The organism is Eleftheria terrae (assembly GCF_030419005.1).
Taxonomy (GTDB): Bacteria; Pseudomonadota; Gammaproteobacteria; order Burkholderiales; family Burkholderiaceae_C; genus Caldimonas; species Caldimonas terrae.
The window spans coordinates 223750-242942 of record NZ_CP106953.1; the positions used below are offsets into that span (position 1 = coordinate 223750).

Consider the following 19193-nt stretch of genomic DNA (forward strand, 5'->3'; position numbering starts at 1 on the left):
TCAGTGCAGCCCGGCGCCCAGGTAGGCGGCGATGACCTCGGGCCGGTCGCGCACCGCCTCGGGCCGGCCGTCGGCGATCTTGCGGCCGTGGTCCAGCACCACGACCCGGTCCGACACGTCCATCACCACCCCCATGTCATGCTCGATCAACACCACCGTCGTGCCGAAGCGGCGGTTCACCTCCACCACCACGCGAGCCATCTCGTGCTTGTCGGCGCTGCCCATGCCGGCCATCGGCTCGTCCAGCAGCAGCAGCCGGGGCTCGGCCGCCAGGGCACGTGCCAGCTCGACCCGCTTCTGCAGGCCATAGGGCAGCTCGGCCACGGTGCGGTCGCGCCAGCGCTGCAAGCGCAGGAACTCCAGCAGTTCCTCGGCATGGGCGCGTTGCCGCGCGGCCTCGGCGCGTGCCCCGGGCAAGCGAAGCGCGTTGGCCCAGAAGCCGGCACCTGTGCCGCCCTGGCGGCCGGCGATGATGTTGTCGATCACCGGCATGCCCTTGAACAGCGCCAGGTTCTGGAAGGTGCGGGCCACCCCCAGGCGTGCCATGTGGCGTGGCGCCACCCGCTCGATGGGCCGGCCGCCGAAGCGGAGGCTGCCGGCCTGCGGCCGGTAGACACCGCTCACCACGTTCAGCAAGGAGCTCTTGCCCGCCCCATTGGGGCCGATGATCGACAGCACCTCACCCTCGTGCACCAAGAACCCGATGTCCCGGATGGCCGTGACACCGCCGAAGCGCAGCGTGATGTGCTCAAGCTCCAGCAGTGGCACCGCGCGGATGGCGTGGCGGCCGGGCTGGCTGGCCGTCTGCGTCATGTCGATGCCCCCGCAAGGTGGGGCGGCCACGCGGTCGCACCACCGGCCGACGACAGGGGCGCTGCGCCGAAGGATTCGAGCAGCTCGACGGTGGGCCGCGACAACGGCCCGTCGGTGATCCAGCGCAGCCCCGGGCGCAGGCCCAGCACAGCCGCCGCACGCCAGCGCAGCCACCCGCCAGGCCGGCCTTCGGTCTGGCGCGCGATGTCGCGAGCTGCTGCCTCCAGCGTGCCGGCCGGCGCCACCCAGAGGTCGGGCCGGGCACGCCGCCGGTCGGCCCAGGCGTCGCCGCCCGGCTCTGGAAGTACCAGCGTGGCTGCCTGGCGCCACCACTCCTGCTGCAACCAGGCCAGCCCTGGGGCCCAGTGCGGCTCGAACTCCGCGAGCACCCGCAGCCCGCGCTGGCGGTCGGCGTGCTGTTCCAGCGGGTCCGCCGGCTCATCCCGCGTCGGCCCTGCGTTGGCATCCGGCCCTCGAAGCAGCCCGGCAAAGGGCAGGACGCGGACAGCAACCGCACCGTCGGCCGCCGTGCTGCGCAGCGGATAGGCGACATGGACCTGGCCGAGCCCGGTCGGGCGCCGGGCCAGCAAGGCCTCCAGCTCGTGCGTGCTGTCCACCAGCACGTGCTGGAGCGGCACGTCCGGCAGCGCATCGGCATCGGCCCGCCACTGCAGGGGCTGCACGCAGGCGCCGATCAGCGGTGCGGCCTTCAGCGTCAGCACGAATGCCGCGCTCAAGGGGCCTACGGTGGTGATGGTGTCACCGTCCCGCACGCCGGCCCGGCGCCAGCCTTCTGCCAGTGCGGCCACGTCGGCCCGCAGGCCCTCTCTGCTCCAGCACAGCCATTGCCCACGACGGTGGACACGCAGTGCGTCGGTTGATGCGATTGCCATCGTCGGTCCCTGCGCGGGGCGTCCGGTGCTCAGGCGGCGGCGACCGGCTCGCGCCGGGCCTCCAGCTCACGCACCAGGGGCAGCACCTTGCGGCCGAAGTACTCCACCTCCTCGATGAAGTGCAGGAAGCCGATCAGGATGAGGTCGGCGCCTGCCTCCTTCAGCGCCACGATGCGCTCGGCAATCTGCTGCGGCGTGCCGATCAGGTTGGTGCGGAAGCCGTCGTTGTACTGAACCAGGTCCTCGAAGCTGGACTTCGCCCAGTTGCCTTCACGCTCCGGCGACGCTGCCCCGGCGTTCTTCACCTCGGCGCCGAACGCGTTCACCGCCTCGGGATCGGCTGCGGCAATGATCTCCTGCAACACCCGCTGGGCCTCCTCCTCGGTGTCCCGGGCGATCATGAAGGCGTTCACGCCGACCTTCACGCGGTGCCCGTTGGCCGCCGCCTTGGCGTGGAGGTCGTCCACCTGCTTGCGGATGTTCTCGGGCGTGTTGCCGTTGGTGAAGTACCAGTCCGAAACCCGTGCAGCCATGTCCCGGGCCGCCCGCGAACTGCCGCCCTGGAAGATCTCGGGCAGCGGCTGCGCGGGCTTGGGCTTGAGCGTGTAGTGTGTGTAGCGATAGAAGTCGCCGCGGAAGCTGAAGTTGTCCTCGCGCCAGATGCCGCGCAGCGACCGGATGAACTCCTCCGACCGGCGGTAGCGCTCGTCGTGGTCGAGCCACGGCTCGCCGATGGCGGCGAACTCGCCGCGGAACCAGCCGCTGACGATGTTGACCGCGATGCGTCCGCCGGTGAGCTGGCTGATGGTGGCCACCTGCTTGGCCGCCAGCGTCGGGTTCCAGGGACCAGGCAGGATGGCCGCGATCACCGTGAGCCGGCTCGTTGCAGCCAGCAACGCGTGAGAGAAGGCGACCGACTCATGCTGGTACTCCGCCCCATAGCCGGCGGTGAAGCGGATCTGCGTCAGCGCATAGTCAAAGCCGTTGCGCTCGGCCGCCTGGGCGAGGCGGCGGTTGTAGTCGATGTCCCAGCTGGTGCGCTGTTCGATCTTGCTGATCACCAGGCCGCCACTGACATTGGGCACCCAGTAGGCGAACTTGATCGGCGGTTCGTGGCGGTTGTCGCTCATGCTCGTTTCCTCGTGTTCGGTGGCTCGGTCCAACGCCTGCCTTCAGGCAGCGGCGGCCACGGCATCGACCCGGGCCAGCGCCGGTGCGTGGCTGGGCAGCAGGCGGGCGGCCTGCAGGGCGGCTTCGTCGATGCGGGCCTGCAGCGCCGGGTTGCGCACCGTGAGCCCGTCGAAGTCGGCCTCCGACGCATACACCGCCGAGGGAACGGTGTGGGTGCGGAAGAAGGCGAACAGCGGGCGCAGCGCATGGTCCACGCTCAGCGCATGGCGGTCGCTGCCGCCGGTGGCGGCCAGCAGCACCGGCCGGCCAACCAGGGCGTTTGGCGCAATGAGATCGATCAGGTGCTTGAACAGGCCGGCGAAGGTGCCCTTGTAGATCGGGGTGGCGGCGATCAGCAGGTCGGCCTCCTCGATGGACGTGAGCGCAGCAGCACCGACCGGCCCGAGGCTGGCGCGGTCCCCGGCCACCGCGATGTGCGGGGCCAGAGCGCGGATGGACAGTGTCTCGACCTCGATCTGCACGTGCTCGGCGAGCGACGCGACGATGCTTTCGACGAGGGCCTGCGTGCGCGAACGCTCGCTGCTGCTGCCGATGATGGCGACGACCTTGAAGGGCTGGGGCATGACGGGACTCCTTGCGTTTGGGCAGCCATTCATTGCACCGACCGTGCCACCTCGGCGCGTTGACCTGGCCCTGAATCGTTTGCCGAACATGCTTATGCGGTCCGCAGCCCACCCGGGCCCCCGGCAGCCGTGCAGGGTGCGCCGCTGCTGCCTGCGCCGCATCGATTGCTGCTGCAGCAGCAGCCCATGCTGCATCCCGCGCAGGCCGCTCCCGACGTGGACGGCGCGGCACCGGTGGACGCCGGCAAGCGCGCTGCTGCATTGCCAGCAGCAGCTACCGGGCGCTGCGCGATCCCCAGCAGCGCGGCTGCTTGCTGGGCAGCACAGGTCGCCACCCCGTGGCCTGCGGCTGGCACATGACCTGCTTCCCCGGCCGCAGCACTCACCTCCCAGGGTCTCGATGAACACCCCCCTCGCGCTGGATCCTGCTGCCGCGGCAGCCCCCCTCCCCGCCGAAGCCACCCTGCCCCGCGCGGACAGCCTGTCTGGCGTGCCCGTCGTCCTCCAGGCGCTGTGCCGGCGTTTCGCCGAAACCGCGGCCGAGCGCGACGTGCTCGGCGGCACCCCCAAGGCCCAGCGCGATGACATCCGCCGCAGCGGCCTGCTGCGGCTGTCCATCCCGCAGTCGCTCGGCGGCCTGGGCGGCCGCTGGTCGCTGGTGCTGTCGGCAGTGCGCCAGCTGGCGCGTGCCGACAGCTCGGTGGCCCATCTGTTCGCCTTCCATCACCTGATGCTGGCCACCGTGCAGCTGTTCGGCCAGCCGGCGCAGTGGCAGCCGTGGCTGCGTCACACTGCGCAGCGGGACTGGTTCTGGGGCAATGCGCTCAATCCGCTGGACAGGCGCACCACCTGGCGCCGCACCCCCCACGGGCTGGAGTTCTCGGGCATGAAGAGCTTCTGCTCCGGCGCGCTCGACTCGCAGATGCTGGTGGTGTCGGCAGTGGACGAGAGCGACGCGTCCCGCATGCTGGTCGCCGCGGTGCCCACCAGCCGCAGTGGCATCCACCTGATGCAGGACTGGGACAACATCGGGCAGCGCCAGACCGACAGCGGCAGCGTCTACTTCGACCGGCTGCGGGTGGAAGACGACGAGCTGCTGCTCGACCCCGGCCCGCTGTCCACGCCGCTCGCCTGCATGCGGCCCCTGCTGGCACAGGCCATCCTGGCCAACATCTACGTCGGCATTGCCGAGGGGGCGTTCTCCGACGCGCTGCACTACACCCGGCAGGAAGCACGGCCCTGGCCCGGCTCGAGGCGCGCTGCCGCCGAGGAGGACCCGCATGTGCTCACCGGCTTTGGCGAGTTCCATGTGGGCCTGGAGGCAATGCGGCTGCTCACCGACCGTGCCGGCCAACGGGTCGACGAGGCCCTGCAGCGCGGCAGCGAGCTGACCGCCGACGAGCGCGGCGCAACAGCCGTCGCCATTGCCGCTGCGAAGGTCTGCGCCACCCGCACCGGGCTGGACATCTGCAACCGGCTGTTCGAAGTCACTGGCGCGCGCTCCACCCACGCCCGGCTGGGGCTCGACCGCCACTGGCGCAACCTCCGCACCCATACGCTGCACGACCCGGTGCAGCTCAAGCTGCAGGAGCTGGGTGACTGGGTGCTCAAGGGGCAGTGGCCGCAGCCTACCTTCTATTCATGAACACGGTCGAACGGGATGCGCGCCCCGGCGAGCTGCGGCACCGCGTCCCAGGCGAGCGCCGCGCGGCCTGGCAACCAGGGCACGAATCGCTGCAGGTGCTCGAAGACCCGCGTTCGCGCGAGCTGTTGCTGGTGATCCAGCGCATCGGGCCCACCGATGCACCGGTGCTGCTGCTCGGCGAAAGCGGCACCGGCAAGGACTGGATCGCCCGCGCCCTGCACGCTGCCAGCCGGCGCGGCCACGGCCCTTTCGTCGCAGTGAACTGCGGCGCCTATCCCACCGACAGCCTGGAAGGCGAACTGTTCGGGCATGGCAAGGGCCGCGTGCCGGGCGCCTTTGCGGTCCACATGGGCGGGCTCGAGGCCGGACAGGGCGGCACCGTGTTCCTCGACGAAGTCGACCGCCTGCCGCACCACCTGCAGGCACGACTGCTGCAACTGCTGCAAGCCCGGGAGCTGGTGCGCGTCGGCGCCGGGCGGCCGCTGCCGGCGGACATCCGGCTTGTCACGGCCACCGCCATCGACCTCGACCGGGCGGTGCGCGAGGGTCGCTTCCGGGAAGACCTCTACCATGCCTTGAGGGCCATCCACCTGCGGGTTCCGCCGTTGAGGGAGCGACGGCGCGACATCCTGCCGCTCGCGCGCCACTTCCTTGCCCTGCTGGGCGAGCGGCTGAACTGCCCGCGCCGGCACTTCAGCCCCGCTGCGCAAGCCCAGCTGCTGGCGCACGACTGGCCGGGCAACCTGCGGGAGCTGGAGAACGTGGTGCACCACGCGCTGCTGATCGGCGACGGCCCGGACATCGGCGAGCAGGCGCTGTCCCTCACCACCCTGCCTGCCGGCGCCACCCCCTCCGCGTCTGAGGACGCGGCTTCCGGGCCCGCCCTTGCGGAGCTGCAGCAGGCGCTGCATCGCCTGTGCGAGGACGCGCCTGCGGAGCTCTGGTCCCTGATCGAGAGAACCGTGGTGAGCGTGGCCCATGCGCATTGCCAGCAGAACCAGGTGAAGGCCGCTCGGCTGCTCGGCCTCAGTCGCAACGTGCTGCGGGCCCGCTTGATCGCACACGGCCTGATCGAGGCGCGCAAGTAGGCCGGTGGCCGCACGCCGCCGCGGGTGGCGAGGGTCGCCCGGCCGAGGCGCGTGCGGTGTTCCAGCTGAAGACCTTGTCGGAGGCGGCAGGTGCGCCCTTCGGCGCAGCGCCGCGGTGGAAGGTGGGAGGCGTCCCTGGGTCTTCTGCAACAGCCAGTTTCCCAGCACGGAACTGCCATTGCGATAAGAAGAGTTATCGTAATAGGCGTGTCGGATCATAGGCCGCGTCCCGGACCAGGTCGGCCAAGCGGTGTGGCGGGTGACGCCTAGGCCCGAAGCCCTGCCGCAGCAGGCGACTCAAGCAGGCGACTCAAGCAGGCGACTCAAGCAGGCCACTCAAGCAGGCCACTCAAGCAGGCCACTCAAGCAGCGGCCCGGCATGCTGCCTTTCGCCGCTTGCAGGACACCACTTCGCCGCTGCGAACCCGGCTGCCCCGGCGCGCCCCTCCCGCAACGCCTGCGCACTTGACGCAGCGCAGGACCCTCCCGGGCGGAATTCGAAAGACTGGCCATGCTGCCGCAGCCCGCCGAGACGAGGTTCCATCGTCGCGGCCGCGCTCGCCGCCATGCCGGACTGACTCCACAGGAGAGACACCATGAGCTACCCCACCGTCCTTGTGCACCTGGACGACACCGCACGTTGCGCTGTGCGCGTGCGCCTTGCCATCGCGCTGGCCTTGCTGCATGGCAGCCACCTGGTCGGGCTCGCGCCCACGGGCCTGGTCAACCTGCCGCCGGAGGTCGGTCCGCTCGTGCTGAACGACGTGCAGGAAGAGCTGAGGCGCGTCGCCAGGCGCCAGGCGGACCGCTTCGCCCAGCAGGCCGACAGCGCCGGCCTGCCTTCCTTCGAAACCGCCGTGCTGGAAGACGAGCCCTGCCCGCCATGGCGATTGTCAGCCGCCCGGCTCGGCGCCAACCCACCGCACCGGCCATTCCTTGCGCTTGGCCATGCGCCGGATCAGGCCGTGCACCAGTTCGATGACGGCAGCGCCTGCCGATGTCATCGGCCGCGTCACGCTGCTCGCGCACACCACGTGGCGCAACATGCTCGGGCCGTCGATGTGGCTGGCGCGCAGGCGACCGGCGGCCACCTCCTCCGCCACCGATCCGTAGGGCAGGATCGTCGCCCCCAGCCCGGCCTCTACCGCCCGCTTGACGCTGCTGAGCGACTCCACCTCGGCCACCACGTCGAGCACGATGCCTTGCGGCTGGCAGGCCTCATCGATGATGCTGCGCAAGCCATGCCCCTGGCCGGGCAGGATGAGTGGCCAGTCAGCGATGCCGCTGAGCGCCATCCTGCGCGGCCCGCGCCGCCCGGAGGCGGCGGTGACCAGCACCAGCCGGTCCTCGACCAGCGGCCGCTTCACCAGCGCCGGGTCGGGGCCGGCTCCGAACAGCAGGGCGATGTCGACCCGTCCGGCCAGCAGCCACTCGCGCAGGAATCCGCTGTAGCCCTCCACGATGCGCAGCTGCACCCGTGGCAGTTGCTGCTGGCAAGCCTGCAGCAGCGGCACCGTGGCCACCAGGCCGACTGTCGTGGGCAGGCCGATGGCCACCGGGCCGCTGGGGGCCCCCGCCAGCTCGCAGGCGGCCTGGCGAGCCCGCTCCACATCGTCCAGCACCACCCTTGCGTGCGCCAGGAAGGCCTTGCCGGCCTCCGTCAGCGTCACCCCCCGGCTGCTGCGCTCGAGCAGCCTGGCGCCCACGTCCTGCTCCAGCGCCGCCATCTGCTGGCTCAGCGCCGGTTGCGCCACATGCAGGCGGGAGGAGGCCTTCAGCAGGCTGCCCGCCTCGCTGATGCCAATGAAGTAGCGAAGCTGTCGTAGTTCCATCAGGAGGAGCAGGCACGCCGCTATCGCGGTGGCTTATAGCGGTTAGGCGGAATCGGTATTTCACAGATAGCGCCATGGTACCCAGAATCACGGCATGAGCACCGTCCCTGCCGGCCCCGCCGCGCTGCCCCTGGACCTCGATGCCCTGCGCACCTGGATCGGCCGCAGGGAGACGGCCGACGACATAGCCACGCCCGTGCCGCTACAGGCACTGGCCGCGACGCTCGATCGCAACGATCCGGTGCCGCGTACCGGCGACCGGGTGCCGCCGTGCTGGCATTGGCTCTACTTCCTGCCGCTGCACCGGCAGTCGGACATCGGTGCCGACGGCCATGCCCAGCGCGGCGGCTTCCTGCCACCGGTGCCGCTGCCGCGGCGCATGTGGGCGGGCAGCCGGCTGACCTTCCACCGCCCCTTGCAGGTGGGCCAGGCCCTGCACCGCCAATCGACGATTGCCGACGTCCGGCTCAGGCAGGGGCGCACCGGTGCGCTGGTGTTCGTGGCGGTGCGGCATGACGTCCATGCAGAGGGCAGCCTGTGCGTCAGCGATGAACACACCATTGTCTACCGCGACCTGCCCGCGCCCGGCGAGCCGGCGCCTGAGGGCCTGCCACCGCCGTTGCATGCCGACTGGGAGCACCAGGTCCGGCCCGACGACGTGCTGCTGTTTCGCTATTCCGCGCTGACCTTCAATGGCCACCGCATCCACTACGACCGGCGCTATGCCATGGCGGTGGAAGGCTATCCCGGCCTGGTGGTGCACGGCCCGCTGATCGCCACCCTGCTGCTGGAGCTGCTGCGCAGCCGGCTGCCACACGCCACGGTGCGCGGCTTCGAGTTCCGGGCGGTGCGGCCGGTCTTCGACACCGCCCCCTTCAGCGTCTGCGGCCGTCGCCTGGGGGCCTCCACCGTGCAGCTGTGGGCGCGCACCGCCGACGGCTTCCTGGCGATGGAGGCGGTGGCCACCCTCGCGCCTGACACAGGACACATCCCATGCTGAACGAACCCGACGAGTTCCATGCCCTGCGCGACGGCGTGCGCCAGCTGTGCAGCCAGTTCCCGGACACGTACTTCCGCCGCATCGACGCAGAGAAGGCCTATCCCGACGAGTTCGTGCAGGCCCTGATGGCGGCCGGCTGGCTGGCCGCGATGATCCCGCAGGCGTATGGCGGCGCCGGCCTCGGGCTGGCGGCGGCGTCGGTCATCATGGAGGAGATCAACCGCAGCGGCGCCAATGCCGGCGCCGTGCACGGGCAGATGTACAACATGGGCACGCTGCTGCGCCATGGCAGCCCGGCCCAGAAGGACCGCTACCTGCCGGCCATTGCGGCCGGCCGGCTGCGCATCCAGTCCATGGCAGTCACCGAGCCGACCACCGGCACCGACACCACCCGCCTGAAGACCACTGCCGTGCGCAAAGGCGACCGCTATGTGGTCAACGGCCAGAAGGTGTGGATCTCGCGGGTGCAGCACTCCGACCTGATGATCCTGCTGGCACGCACCACGCCGCTGGCCGAGGTGAAGCGCAAGTCGGACGGCATGTCGGTCTTCCTGGTCGACCTGCGCGAATCCATTGGCCGGGGCCTCACGGTGCGGCCGATCCCGAACATGGTGAACCACGAGACCAGCGAGTTGTTCTTCGACGAGCTGGAGGTCCCGGTGGAGAATCTCATCGGCGAGGAAGGCCGGGGCTTTCACTACATCCTCGACGGCCTCAATGCCGAGCGGACCCTGATCGCCGCAGAGTGCATCGGTGATGGCTACTGGTTCATCGAGCGGGCCCGCCGGTATGCCGGCGATCGCATCGTCTTCGACCGTCCGATCGGCATGAACCAGGGCGTGCAGTTTCCGATCGCCGAGGCCTACATCGAGATCGAGGCCGCCAACCTGATGCGGTTCGACGCCGCCCGCCGCTTCGACGCCGGCCTGCCCTGCGGCGCGCAGGCCAACATGGCCAAGCACCTGGCAGCCAGGGCCTCCTGGGAAGCCGCGAACGTCTGCCTGCAGACCCACGGCGGCTTCGGGTTCGCCACCGAATACGACGTCGAGCGCAAGTTCCGCGAGACGCGGCTCTACCAGGTGGCGCCGGTCTCCACCAACTTGATCTACGCCTACGTGGCCGAGCACGTGCTGGGGCTGCCCCGGTCCTTCTGACCGCGGCCCGCCCCCCGAACCTGGAGACAGCGCCCATGGTCCGCCCCCTCGACGGCATCACGGTGGTGGCACTGGAACATGCCATCGCCGCCCCCTTCTGCACCCGCCAGCTGGCGGACCTGGGCGCGCGGGTCATCAAGATCGAGCGCCCCGGGACCGGCGATTTCGCCCGCCGCTACGACGAGCGCGTGCGGGGCATGGCCTCGCATTTCGTCTGGACCAACCGGTCCAAGGAAAGCCTGACGCTGGACGTCAAGCATCCCGAGGCCCGGCCCATCCTGGAGCGCCTGCTGGAGCGCGCCGACGTGCTGGTGCAGAACCTGGCGCCGGGCGCGGCGGCGCGGCTGGGCCTCGGCGACGAGGCCTTGCAGGCACGCTACCCCGGCCTGATCGTCTGCGACATCTCCGGCTACGGGGCCGACGGCCCCAGCCGCGACCGCAAGGCCTACGACCTGCTCATCCAGGGCGAGGCCGGCTTCCTGTCGGTCACCGGCACGCCGGAGTCGCTGGCCAAGGCCGGCTGCTCGATTGCCGACATCGCGGCCGGCATGTATGCCTACTCGAGCATCCTGTCGGCCCTGCTGCAGCGCGGGCGCACCGGGCACGGCAGCCGCATCGACGTCTCGATGCTGGAGAGCATGGTCGAGTGGATGGGCTATCCGCTCTACTACACCTTCGACGATGCGCCGCCACCGCCGCGGGCCGGCGCGGCACATGCCACCATCTACCCCTATGGCCCCTTCGTCGCCGGCGATGGCGGCACCGTGATGCTGGGCTTGCAGAACGAGCGCGAATGGGCGTCCTTCTGCACCACCGTGCTGCGCCAGCCGGCGCTGGCGCAGGACGAGCGCTTCGCTTCCAACTCGCGCCGCACCCAGCATCGCGACACCCTGGGCGCCTTGATCAACGACGTCTTCTCGGCACTGACTGCCGATGAACTGATGCAGCGCCTGGACGACGCGCAGATCGCCAACGCGCGGGTGAACGAGATGCACCAGGTCTGGCGCCATCCGCAGCTGTCGGCGCGCGGCCGCTGGACCCAGGTCGACAGCCCCGAGGGCCCGCTGCCTGCACTGCTGCCACCGGCCGTCAACGCCTCGTTCACCCCCCGCATGGGCCCCATCCCGGCGCTCGGGGAGCACACCGACGCGGTGCTGCGCGAGCTGGGATGGTCGGGCGAGCACATCCAGGCGCTTCGCGAGCAGGGGGTGATCTGATGCACCGCCCCGGTCGTCGGGCCTGGCACGGCACCCAGCCGCCGCCGGCGGCATGCGAGGCGATGCCAGCGTGGCTGCCGGCCTGCCCGCCCCCTTGCCCAGCCTGGCGCACCACCTTCCCCTTGTTGTGATGCCACGATCCATCGATGGCCCCCACGGCAACCCGCTCCTGCTGCCCGGCCCTGCCGGGCAGATCGAGGTGTTGCTTGACCTCCCTGCGCGAGAGGCGCCGCTCGGCCTCGCCGTCATCGCCCATCCACAGCCCCTGCTGGGCGGACATGCGCGCCACAAGATCCCGCAACTGCTGGCCCGGGCCCTGTGCGAAGCGGGATGGCGGGTGGCGCGGCCGAACTTCCGCGGCGTCGGCGCCAGCCAGGGCGTGCATGACCGCGGCATCGGCGAGACGGACGACCTGCTCGCCGTCGTCGACCAGCTCCATGCCACGCAGCCGGGCGCCCGGCTGGCCCTGCTGGGCTTCTCCTTCGGTGCCTTCGTACAGGTACGGGTTGCCCATGCGCTGGCAGCGGCCGGCCGCCCGGCCTGGCGCAGCTGCCTGCTGGGCCTGCCCATCGGCGATGTGGCGGGGCAGCGGTGTTATGCCACGCCCCCACCCATCGGCGACACAGCGGTGATCCACGGCGAAGCCGACGAGCGCGCGCCCCTGTCCGCCGTGCTGGAGTGGGCCCGGCCGGCGGTGCAGCCCGTCACCGTGGTGCCGGGCGCCGATCATTTCTTCAGTGGGCGGCTGCCGGTGCTGCGGCAGCGGGTGCTGGCCCAATTGTCCACAACCCCGGAGCCCTGAACCGATGAGCCCAGGATGGAGCCGCCTTGCACAGGCACGCAGCTTTCTGTTCGTGCCCGGCGACCGGCCGGACCGCTTCGACAAGGCCGTGGCCGCGGGCGCCGACGCCCTGGTGTTTGACCTGGAGGACAGCGTACCGGCCGCCCGCAAGGGCGACGCACGCGCAGCGGTGGGGCGGCACCTCGCGGCGCCAGGCGGCCCAGGGCCCGCGCTGGTGGTGCGGATCAACTCGCCCACCAGCCCGCAGGGCGCTGCCGACCTCGGCTGGCTCGCCGGCCTGCCGGCCGGGCCCGCCATCATGGTGCCCAAGGCCGATGGTCGACCGGCGCTCGAAGCGGTGCGCGCCCGGCGCCCGCATGCCGATCTGCTGCCCCTCGTCGAAAGCGTGGCTGGCTACCTCTCGATGGCGGAGATCGCCGCAACGCCCGGGGTGGTGAGGCTGGTCCTGGGGCATCTCGACTTCATGCTCGACGCCGGCATCAGCTGCAGCGACGAGCAACAGGAACTGCTGCCGCTGCGCTTTGCCATGGCGGTGCAGACGCGCCGCCACGGCCTGGCTGCGCCGGTGGACGGCGTGACGGCCGCCGTGGACGACCCGGCGCGGCTGCAGGCCGACATGCAGCGCGCGGCCCGCATGGGCTTCGGCGCGAAGCTCTGCATCCATCCCCGCCAGGTGCCGGTGCTCCATGCGGCCCTGCGGCCGCCGGATGAAGAGCTGGCCTGGGCGCAGCGGGTGATGGCGGCCAACCAGGCAGCCGGCGGCTCGGCCTGCCAGCTCGATGGCCAAATGATCGACGCCCCGGTCGTGCTGCGCGCGCAGCGACTGCTGCAGCGGGCCGGTTGACCGGATCGCCGCACTCCGGCAGGCCGGGCTTCAGCACGGCGCAGCGGTGGATGCTGCCGGGTTTCGTCCGTGGGCCTCAGCTGGCGGGGGCACCGGCCCGGCTCCGGCGTTGGCCCTGGCTTCTTCGCCACGCCAGGCAAGCGAGCCCGGCGACGAGCAGCGCGTAGCTGGTGGGCTCGGGGACCATCGCTGCGGTAACGATCCCGGCGGCGGCGGACCAGCTGAGCCACAAATGCTGGTCCAGCTCGGTGGCGTTGCTGCAGGTCAGCGTGAAGCTGCCGCTGCGGGACTGCTGCCCGGTGCCCTCGAAGCTCAGGGTGTCGCGTCGCCACTGGTCGCAGGTATTGCTGCTGAGCTGGGCCCAGATGCTCGAGCCGATGAGCTGCACCGCCACGGGGTCCGTAACGGGATGCTGCGCCAGCACCGCATCCTGGTGGTAGGTGATCCGGAGCGACATCTCGGTCTGCGCAGGCAGGACGTCGGTGGAAAAGGCGTTCCAGGTCTGGCTGCCGGCGTTGTAGTCGCCCACATGGTTCACCGGAAGCGCCACCTCGGTGTATTGGCTGCCGTTGTCCGGATGCCGCTTGGTGGTGTGGTACGGCTGCAGGGCGGGGTCGTCCGCTTCGCCGTCGGCCAGCCGGTGCACGCCGCCGGCGTAGGACAGGCCAGGGGTTTGATAGGACGCCCAGGGCCGCACCTGCCCGGTGACGAGGTCGCGCGTCCAGATCTCGACCGGCTCGATCACCGCCCGGGCCCAGCTATAGCCGGGCGGCGCCTCGCTCGCGCTGGCCGATGCCGCCGCAGCGAGCGTCGACCAGAGAACAAGGCAAGCCGAGAACCGCGATCTGTGATTCATGTGCTACTCCGTCAGGATGTCAGACGCCAGGGGTTCGCCTGCGAGCTTACCCTGCGTCAGCGCAGCCGTGCGCTTGCACGAGAAGAACGATAGGAGATGTGCAGCCAACCCACAGCGAGCTAGCGCCAAGAAGCGCAGGCCATTCACGCGGCCGCACGCTCGTACCAGTGCCGCGATTGGTTGACCACTCGCACCACCAGCAACATCACCGGCACCTCGATCAGCACGCCGACCACCGTCGCCAGCGCAGCCCCTGAATCGAAGCCGAACACGCTGATGGCGGTGGCCACCGCCAACTCGAAGAAGTTGCTGGCGCCGATCAATGCCGACGGGCCGGCCACGCAGTGCGCCACACCCAGCTTGCGGTTGAGGAGGTAGGCCAGGCCAGCGTTGAAGAACACCTGCAGCAGGATCGGAACCGCAAGCAAGGCAATCACCAGCGGCTGGCGGATGATGGCCTCCCCCTGGAAGGCGAACAGCAGCACCAGGGTCAGCAGCAGTGCCGAGATCGAGTACGGCCCCAGTCGGCCGACCACCGCCTGGAAGTGGTCCACCCCGCGCCGCAGCAAGTGCCAGCGCGCCACCTGCGCGACGATGACCGGAATGACGATGTACAGCCCCACAGAGGTCAGCAGGGTGTCCCACGGCACCGTGATGGACGACAGCCCGAGCAGCAACGCCACCAGGGGAGCGAAGGCAACGACCATGATCGCGTCGTTGAGCGCCACCTGCGACAGCGTGAAATACGGATCTCCGCGGCACAGCTGGCTCCAGACGAACACCATCGCGGTGCAGGGCGCCGCCGCAAGCAGGATCAGGCCGGCCACATAGCTCTCGAGCTGATCGGCCGGCAGGGCGGGCGCCAGCAAGTGGCGGATGAAGAGCCAGCCCAGCAGCGCCATCGAGAACGGCTTGACCGCCCAGTTGATGAACAGCGTCACGCCAATGCCGCGCCAATGGGCCCGGACCTGCCCGAGGGCAGCGAAGTCGATCTTCAGCAACATCGGGATGACCATCACCCAGATCAGTACACCGACCGGCACATTCACCCGCGCGATCTCCAGTGCGCCGATGTGCTGGAACACCACCGGCCAGCCCTGCCCCAAGGCAATGCCGACCACGATGCACAGTGCGACCCACAGCGTGAGGTAGCGCTCGAAGACGCCCATGGCCGGCGGCGTGGCCACGCCATCGGCATGGTGATGTGAAAGCGAGGAGTTGGACATGCACCAGCTTCCTGATTCAGGGCGACGCCCAGGGTGCGAGGGGGCCGGGCGCCATGCCAAGGGCGCACAGGCCGCGGTAGCGGCGGCGCATCCGCACGGCGCCACGCCGGCCGGCGTACGGTCCACGGGGCAGGCCGGTGCGGGCCGCCGCGCCCGACGGGCGCATCAGCAGGCGCAACCGGCCGTGCCGGTGGCGCAGGCCGCCCCTTGGCAACAGTGGTCGGTCAGGTAGGCCAGCAGCCCATTCATCTGCTCGTAGCCAGCGCGGTAGATCAGGTGCCGGCCGTCGCGTTCCTGGCTGACCAGGCGGGCATGCATCAGCTCCTTCAGGTGGAATGACAGCGTGGCGGCCGCAACACCCAACTGCTCACCCATGACGCCGGGGGTGAGACCTTGCGGGCCCGCCACCACCAGCGCACGGAACACCCGCAGCCGGATCGGCTGGGCGAGCGCCGCCAGGGCGCGAACCACATCGACTTCTTCCATTGTTAAATAATAGTGGAAATATGAACGCTGGCAACGCCCGGGTGGATCTGCGGTACGAGATGCCGTCTCAGGGCCGCAGTGCGACCGGGACGCATGGCACGCACACGCCCGGGGCCGGCCGCCCTGGGCAGCGCCCATCAGACGGCCGGCGGCCGCGGTCCACGCGTACCGGGCTCGCCCCGCCAGGCGGCCGCCTCAGTGGCGCGGGCCGTCCGTGCTGCGATGGTGGGCCAGGTATGCCTGCACCTTGTCCGCCTGGGTGGTGCCGGCTGCCGTCACCGCTTCCCGCAGTTCTTCGCGGGTCACACCGAACTTGTCCGCCCAGTAGCGCAGTTCGTAGTCCTCACCGATGTCGATGCGTTTGCGATCCTGGCCGCCGCGTGCTTGAAGATTGTCGGACATGCTGTACTCCATCAATGCGATGGTGCAGATCTGAAACGATCCTGGGCGCCTTGCCTGTCGGCGATCCCACGGGGCGTGCGTCGGTGTAAACCGACACGCGCCTGCTCCCGCGCCGGCAGGCACCGCGGGAGCCCGTCGGCCCCCGATCACGGGCGCACCCTGCCCCGTGCCGCCCCGGCGGCCGGCGGCGAGGACGGCCGCCCGCCGCACCGGGAACGGCGCGACGAGGCCGCTCGCGGCGTCACCAGCGCTCGATGTACGGCCTGAGGTCGAGTTCGAAGGTCCAGGCGTCGCGCGGCTGGGTGTGCAAGTGCCAGTAGTTGTCCGCGATATGGGCCGGGTCGAGGATGCCGTCCTGCTCCTTCAGTGCATATCGCTCCGGGAAGTGGCTGCGGATGAACTCAGTGTCGATCGCGCCGTCCACCACGACATGCGCGACGTGGATGTTCCTCGGGCCCAGTTCCCGCGCCATCGACTGGGCCAAGGCCCGCAGTGCGTGCTTCGCGCCCGCGAAGGCAGCGAAGTGCGCCGCACCGCGCAAGCCCGCGGTGGCACCGGTGAAGAGCATGGTGCCGCGCCCCCGCCGCGCCATGCGTTTGGCGACCTCGCGGGCATTCAGGAAGGCGCTGAAGCAAGCCATCTCCCAGATCTTGAAGTACTTCTGGGCGGTCTCTTCCAGGATGCTGCACGGCACGTTGGCACCGATGTTGAACACGAACACCTCGATGGGCCCGTGCTCACCCTCGATCCGCTCGATGAGGGCCAGCACCTCTTCCTCCTTGCGGGCGTCGCTGCCGAAGCCGTGCGCCTGGCCACCAGCGGCCCGGATGGCATCGACGGCCGGCTGCAGCCTGTCCGCCGAGCGGCGCGTCAGGCAGGCGATGTAGCCTTCTTTGGCGAAGCGCGCGGCGATCGCGCTGCCGGTTGCGTCGCCCGCGCCGACGACGAGTGCGACCTTGGGCTGGCCTGCTGCGAAAGACATGGGCACTCCGTGGCTGAACGAGCGTTTGACTAAACGGACGTTAGGCAATCAACCAGAGCTTGTCAAGCGCATGGCCTGCGGCTGTGCCGGTGCCGGGGCAGCGCGGCAACATCACGGTGTCAGGAGGGCTTGTCGGCGTCCAGGCGATGCATCCGGTCGGTCACGCGGCGGCATGCGGCGAGGATCTCGCGCCGCGTCTTGTCGCTTTCCACCGCACGTGCCAGGACCAAGGCGCCGACACATTGGGCAATGAGCGACCAGGCCGCGTCCGGGTCTTCGATCCTCTCGCTCCAGCTCTTGTGGGCCTTCTTGACTGCCTTCTCGACCGTCTTGCGGACCTCGGGGCCCGACCGCGCGATCTCCGGGCCCAGCGTGGGCAGCGCACAGCCGGTCTCCGGATGGGCTGCGTGGAAGCTGCTCAGATAGCTGCGCAGGCATTTCGCCACATGGTCCGGCGGCGCGTCTTCGTCGCCGGCAAGCATGCGGGCGCTGTTCTCGAGTTCTTCGCAGATCACCTGCTCGAACAGCGCCTGCTTGGAGGGGAAGTGGCTATAGAAGGCGCCACCGGTCAGACCGATCGCCGACATCAGTGCATCGACACCGGTCTTCTCGAAGCCACCGCGCTTGGCGATGGCGCGGCTGGCGGCCAGCAGCTTGGCACGGGTCTCCTGCTTGTGGGTGCTGGGGTATCGCATGTGAAGGACGGGAACCTGCCCGAGTTGACAACGGCGTCGACGCTAGCATACCGTCCGTTAACCAAACGACCGTTGACCCATGGAGGCCCCATGACCGAGGACGTGCGCTTCTATTTCGACGTTGGCAGCCCGGCGGCCTACCTTGCATGGACGCAGTTGCCCGGCATCTGCGCGCAGGCAGGGGCACGGCTGGTCTACAAGCCCCTGCTGCTTGGGGGTGTCTTCCAGGCCACCGGGAACACGTCTCCGGCGAGCGTTCCCGCAAAACTGCGCTACACGCAACTCGACTACGAGCGGCACGCTCGCAAGTACGCTGTTGCGTTCGTGTCCAACCCCCACTTTCCGATCATCACCCTGTGGTTGATGCGCGTCGTCACGGGCGTGCAGATGCACCATCCGGAGCGCCTGCAAGACCTGCTGCACGTGGTGTTCCAGGCCCTCTGGGTCGACGCGCTCAACCTGAACGACACCGCCATCACCGCCCGCACGCTGGCACAAGCCGGGTTCGATCCCGCCGGGCTGCAGGCACTGGCAGCCCGGCCGGACGTCAAGGCCAGGTTGAGGGAGGTCACCGACGAGGCGGTTGCCATGGGCGTTTTCGGGGCGCCCACCGTCTTCGTCGGCGAGCACATGTTCTTCGGGCAGGACCGGCTCGACATGGTGCGCGAACAACTGTTCGGCTGAAGTCTCCTGTGCGGGCAACGCGCAGCGCTCCGTCACCGGGCGCTGGCCCGGCTCCTCGATGCCGGGGCCCCTGCAGGGGACGCACCTTCGGCGGCTCCGAGGCTGCGGTCAGGCGCACCCGCGCACCCGCTTCGCCATACGCGCTGCCGAAGGCGCCCAGGGCGGTCGCCCCTCCCCATCTTCCCCGGCCCTTGGCACAGCCCGCCCGAACGGCGTGGCATGGCGCCCGCGGAAGCAGTCGTTGATGCCGCACTTCCTGCGCTCTTTACCGGACTTCCCCTGCAGCAGCGGACGCCGGCCCGGTCTCCGGGTGGCGAGAAGCAGCTGCAGCGTTGACCGCAGCGCCGAACGTGCCTCGAAACGCGGCGTGCTGCTGGCGCCACCCTCGCCGTATCGAACCGCCCAGGTCCGGTGCCGCTGGCGGGAACATGCCTTGCCGCGTGAGACGGCAGGACCCGCCACGCCTCGCCGAGCAGCCCAGGCAGCCCCGGCCGGCAGCGGTACGACAAGCGAACCAGGCGACACCCGACATTCCACGATGCACCACCTCAGCAGCCCGCTCAATCCCGACCTTGATCGCCGCCGACCACCGCGGACATCCAACAAGCGGCAGCAGCCGGCCCGAGCCATGCGCATCGCCGATGCCCCGCCTCCATGAGGCGCGGCGCATCTAACCCCGACTCCAGCCTTCGTCTCTTCCAGCGCCCAAGCCTGCCCGAGTCACCAGGCCTTGGGTCCCTCGGGCAGAAGCGGCCGGCCCCGGCTCATCACCAGCGCTGTGCGGCCTCGCCCTGCCCTTTCCCCACTGACTCAACCGTTG

Annotated in this window: 19 protein-coding genes; 8 read left to right on the top strand and 11 right to left on the bottom strand. The window is 70.1% G+C overall.

Going from position 1 to position 19193, the window contains the following annotated elements; translation table 11 throughout:
• From N7L95_RS27820 to N7L95_RS27835, 4 genes are read right to left on the bottom strand one after another with little or no spacing between them, the layout of a single operon-like run.
• Positions 1-813 carry an ABC transporter ATP-binding protein gene (locus N7L95_RS27820; RefSeq protein ID WP_301260885.1) on the bottom strand — a complete coding sequence of 271 codons (813 nt, stop codon included), beginning with the start codon at positions 811-813 and terminating at the stop codon, positions 1-3.
• Positions 810-1706, bottom strand: coding sequence for an acyl-CoA synthetase family protein (locus tag N7L95_RS27825; RefSeq protein WP_301260886.1), 897 nt, complete (start codon positions 1704-1706; stop codon positions 810-812). The genes N7L95_RS27820 and N7L95_RS27825 overlap by 4 nt, the downstream gene beginning before the upstream one ends.
• A gap of 29 nt (positions 1707-1735) precedes the next feature.
• Positions 1736-2836 carry a dimethylsulfone monooxygenase SfnG gene (gene sfnG, locus N7L95_RS27830; protein WP_301260887.1) on the bottom strand — a complete coding sequence of 367 codons (1101 nt, stop codon included), beginning with the start codon at positions 2834-2836 and terminating at the stop codon, positions 1736-1738.
• 42 nt (positions 2837-2878) lie between these two features.
• Positions 2879-3460, bottom strand: coding sequence for an NAD(P)H-dependent oxidoreductase (locus N7L95_RS27835; RefSeq protein ID WP_301260888.1), 582 nt, complete (start codon positions 3458-3460; stop codon positions 2879-2881).
• Between the two features lie 400 nt (positions 3461-3860).
• Between N7L95_RS27835 and N7L95_RS27840 the strand changes: the two genes are divergently transcribed.
• Together N7L95_RS27840 and N7L95_RS27845 are read left to right on the top strand one after the other, a co-directional pair.
• A complete protein-coding gene (locus N7L95_RS27840) occupies positions 3861-5105 on the top strand; it encodes an acyl-CoA dehydrogenase family protein (RefSeq protein ID WP_301260889.1) in 1245 nt (414 codons plus the stop codon).
• Positions 5102-6193: a sigma 54-interacting transcriptional regulator gene (locus tag N7L95_RS27845; RefSeq protein WP_301260890.1), complete on the top strand. Its 1092-nt coding sequence runs from the start codon at positions 5102-5104 to the stop codon at positions 6191-6193. The genes N7L95_RS27840 and N7L95_RS27845 overlap by 4 nt, the downstream gene beginning before the upstream one ends.
• A gap of 893 nt (positions 6194-7086) precedes the next feature.
• Here N7L95_RS27845 and N7L95_RS27850 read toward each other — a convergent pair.
• Positions 7087-8025 (bottom strand): LysR substrate-binding domain-containing protein, encoded by a 939-nt coding sequence (locus N7L95_RS27850; RefSeq protein ID WP_301260891.1) that lies wholly within the window; start codon positions 8023-8025, stop codon positions 7087-7089.
• A gap of 94 nt (positions 8026-8119) precedes the next feature.
• On the opposite strand from N7L95_RS27850, the gene N7L95_RS27855 reads away from it, so the two are divergent.
• From N7L95_RS27855 to N7L95_RS27875, 5 genes are all read left to right on the top strand, one after another.
• On the top strand, positions 8120-9025 hold the full coding sequence (locus tag N7L95_RS27855) for an HTD2 family dehydratase (protein ID WP_301260892.1): 906 nt from the start codon (positions 8120-8122) through the stop codon (positions 9023-9025).
• Entirely contained in the window at positions 9019-10179 is a 1161-nt protein-coding gene (locus tag N7L95_RS27860; RefSeq protein WP_301260893.1) for an acyl-CoA dehydrogenase family protein, read from the top strand. Before N7L95_RS27855 ends, N7L95_RS27860 begins: the two co-directional genes overlap by 7 nt.
• Before the next feature lie 35 nt (positions 10180-10214).
• Positions 10215-11396, top strand: coding sequence for a CaiB/BaiF CoA transferase family protein (locus N7L95_RS27865; protein ID WP_301260894.1), 1182 nt, complete (start codon positions 10215-10217; stop codon positions 11394-11396).
• Positions 11397-11526: 130 nt separating this feature from the next.
• Positions 11527-12198, top strand: coding sequence for an alpha/beta hydrolase (locus tag N7L95_RS27870; protein ID WP_301260895.1), 672 nt, complete (start codon positions 11527-11529; stop codon positions 12196-12198).
• Between the two features lie 4 nt (positions 12199-12202).
• Positions 12203-13042, top strand: coding sequence for an HpcH/HpaI aldolase/citrate lyase family protein (locus N7L95_RS27875; protein ID WP_301260896.1), 840 nt, complete (start codon positions 12203-12205; stop codon positions 13040-13042).
• A 76-nt stretch (positions 13043-13118) separates the two neighbouring features.
• On the opposite strand, the gene N7L95_RS27880 is transcribed toward N7L95_RS27875, so the two are convergent.
• The 6 genes from N7L95_RS27880 to N7L95_RS27905 form a co-directional block, all read right to left on the bottom strand.
• Positions 13119-13898, bottom strand: a complete 780-nt coding sequence (locus N7L95_RS27880) for a PEP-CTERM sorting domain-containing protein (protein WP_301260897.1) — start codon at positions 13896-13898, stop codon at positions 13119-13121.
• Positions 13899-14041: 143 nt separating this feature from the next.
• Positions 14042-15124: an ACR3 family arsenite efflux transporter gene (gene arsB / locus N7L95_RS27885; RefSeq protein WP_301260898.1), complete on the bottom strand. Its 1083-nt coding sequence runs from the start codon at positions 15122-15124 to the stop codon at positions 14042-14044.
• A 165-nt stretch (positions 15125-15289) separates the two neighbouring features.
• Entirely contained in the window at positions 15290-15610 is a 321-nt protein-coding gene (locus tag N7L95_RS27890; RefSeq protein ID WP_301260899.1) for an ArsR/SmtB family transcription factor, read from the bottom strand.
• 195 nt (positions 15611-15805) lie between these two features.
• Positions 15806-16012 carry a DUF3606 domain-containing protein gene (locus N7L95_RS27895; protein WP_301260900.1) on the bottom strand — a complete coding sequence of 69 codons (207 nt, stop codon included), beginning with the start codon at positions 16010-16012 and terminating at the stop codon, positions 15806-15808.
• A gap of 241 nt (positions 16013-16253) precedes the next feature.
• Positions 16254-16994, bottom strand: a complete 741-nt coding sequence (locus N7L95_RS27900; RefSeq protein ID WP_301260901.1) for an SDR family oxidoreductase — start codon at positions 16992-16994, stop codon at positions 16254-16256.
• Positions 16995-17113: 119 nt separating this feature from the next.
• A complete protein-coding gene (locus N7L95_RS27905) occupies positions 17114-17689 on the bottom strand; it encodes a TetR/AcrR family transcriptional regulator (protein ID WP_301260902.1) in 576 nt (191 codons plus the stop codon).
• Positions 17690-17779: 90 nt separating this feature from the next.
• Between N7L95_RS27905 and N7L95_RS27910 the strand changes: the two genes are divergently transcribed.
• Entirely contained in the window at positions 17780-18373 is a 594-nt protein-coding gene (locus tag N7L95_RS27910) for a 2-hydroxychromene-2-carboxylate isomerase (protein WP_301260903.1), read from the top strand.
• Positions 18374-19193: the final 820 nt, after the last annotated feature.

Coding starts and splice junctions, on each gene's coding strand:
- N7L95_RS27910 (WP_301260903.1), top strand. CDS start 17,780: ATGACCGAGGACGTGCGCTTCTATTTCGACGTTGGCAGCCCGGCGGCC.
- N7L95_RS27840 (WP_301260889.1), top strand. CDS start 3,861: ATGAACACCCCCCTCGCGCTGGATCCTGCTGCCGCGGCAGCCCCCCTC.
- N7L95_RS27880 (WP_301260897.1), bottom strand. CDS start 13,898: ATGAATCACAGATCGCGGTTCTCGGCTTGCCTTGTTCTCTGGTCGACG.
- N7L95_RS27875 (WP_301260896.1), top strand. CDS start 12,203: ATGAGCCCAGGATGGAGCCGCCTTGCACAGGCACGCAGCTTTCTGTTC.
- N7L95_RS27850 (WP_301260891.1), bottom strand. CDS start 8,025: ATGGAACTACGACAGCTTCGCTACTTCATTGGCATCAGCGAGGCGGGC.
- N7L95_RS27860 (WP_301260893.1), top strand. CDS start 9,019: ATGCTGAACGAACCCGACGAGTTCCATGCCCTGCGCGACGGCGTGCGC.
- N7L95_RS27895 (WP_301260900.1), bottom strand. CDS start 16,012: ATGTCCGACAATCTTCAAGCACGCGGCGGCCAGGATCGCAAACGCATC.
- N7L95_RS27900 (WP_301260901.1), bottom strand. CDS start 16,994: ATGTCTTTCGCAGCAGGCCAGCCCAAGGTCGCACTCGTCGTCGGCGCG.
- N7L95_RS27825 (WP_301260886.1), bottom strand. CDS start 1,706: ATGGCAATCGCATCAACCGACGCACTGCGTGTCCACCGTCGTGGGCAA.
- N7L95_RS27890 (WP_301260899.1), bottom strand. CDS start 15,610: ATGGAAGAAGTCGATGTGGTTCGCGCCCTGGCGGCGCTCGCCCAGCCG.
- N7L95_RS27865 (WP_301260894.1), top strand. CDS start 10,215: ATGGTCCGCCCCCTCGACGGCATCACGGTGGTGGCACTGGAACATGCC.
- sfnG (WP_301260887.1), bottom strand. CDS start 2,836: ATGAGCGACAACCGCCACGAACCGCCGATCAAGTTCGCCTACTGGGTG.
- N7L95_RS27820 (WP_301260885.1), bottom strand. CDS start 813: ATGACGCAGACGGCCAGCCAGCCCGGCCGCCACGCCATCCGCGCGGTG.
- N7L95_RS27835 (WP_301260888.1), bottom strand. CDS start 3,460: ATGCCCCAGCCCTTCAAGGTCGTCGCCATCATCGGCAGCAGCAGCGAG.
- N7L95_RS27870 (WP_301260895.1), top strand. CDS start 11,527: ATGCCACGATCCATCGATGGCCCCCACGGCAACCCGCTCCTGCTGCCC.
- arsB (WP_301260898.1), bottom strand. CDS start 15,124: ATGTCCAACTCCTCGCTTTCACATCACCATGCCGATGGCGTGGCCACG.
- N7L95_RS27905 (WP_301260902.1), bottom strand. CDS start 17,689: ATGCGATACCCCAGCACCCACAAGCAGGAGACCCGTGCCAAGCTGCTG.
- N7L95_RS27845 (WP_301260890.1), top strand. CDS start 5,102: ATGAACACGGTCGAACGGGATGCGCGCCCCGGCGAGCTGCGGCACCGC.
- N7L95_RS27855 (WP_301260892.1), top strand. CDS start 8,120: ATGAGCACCGTCCCTGCCGGCCCCGCCGCGCTGCCCCTGGACCTCGAT.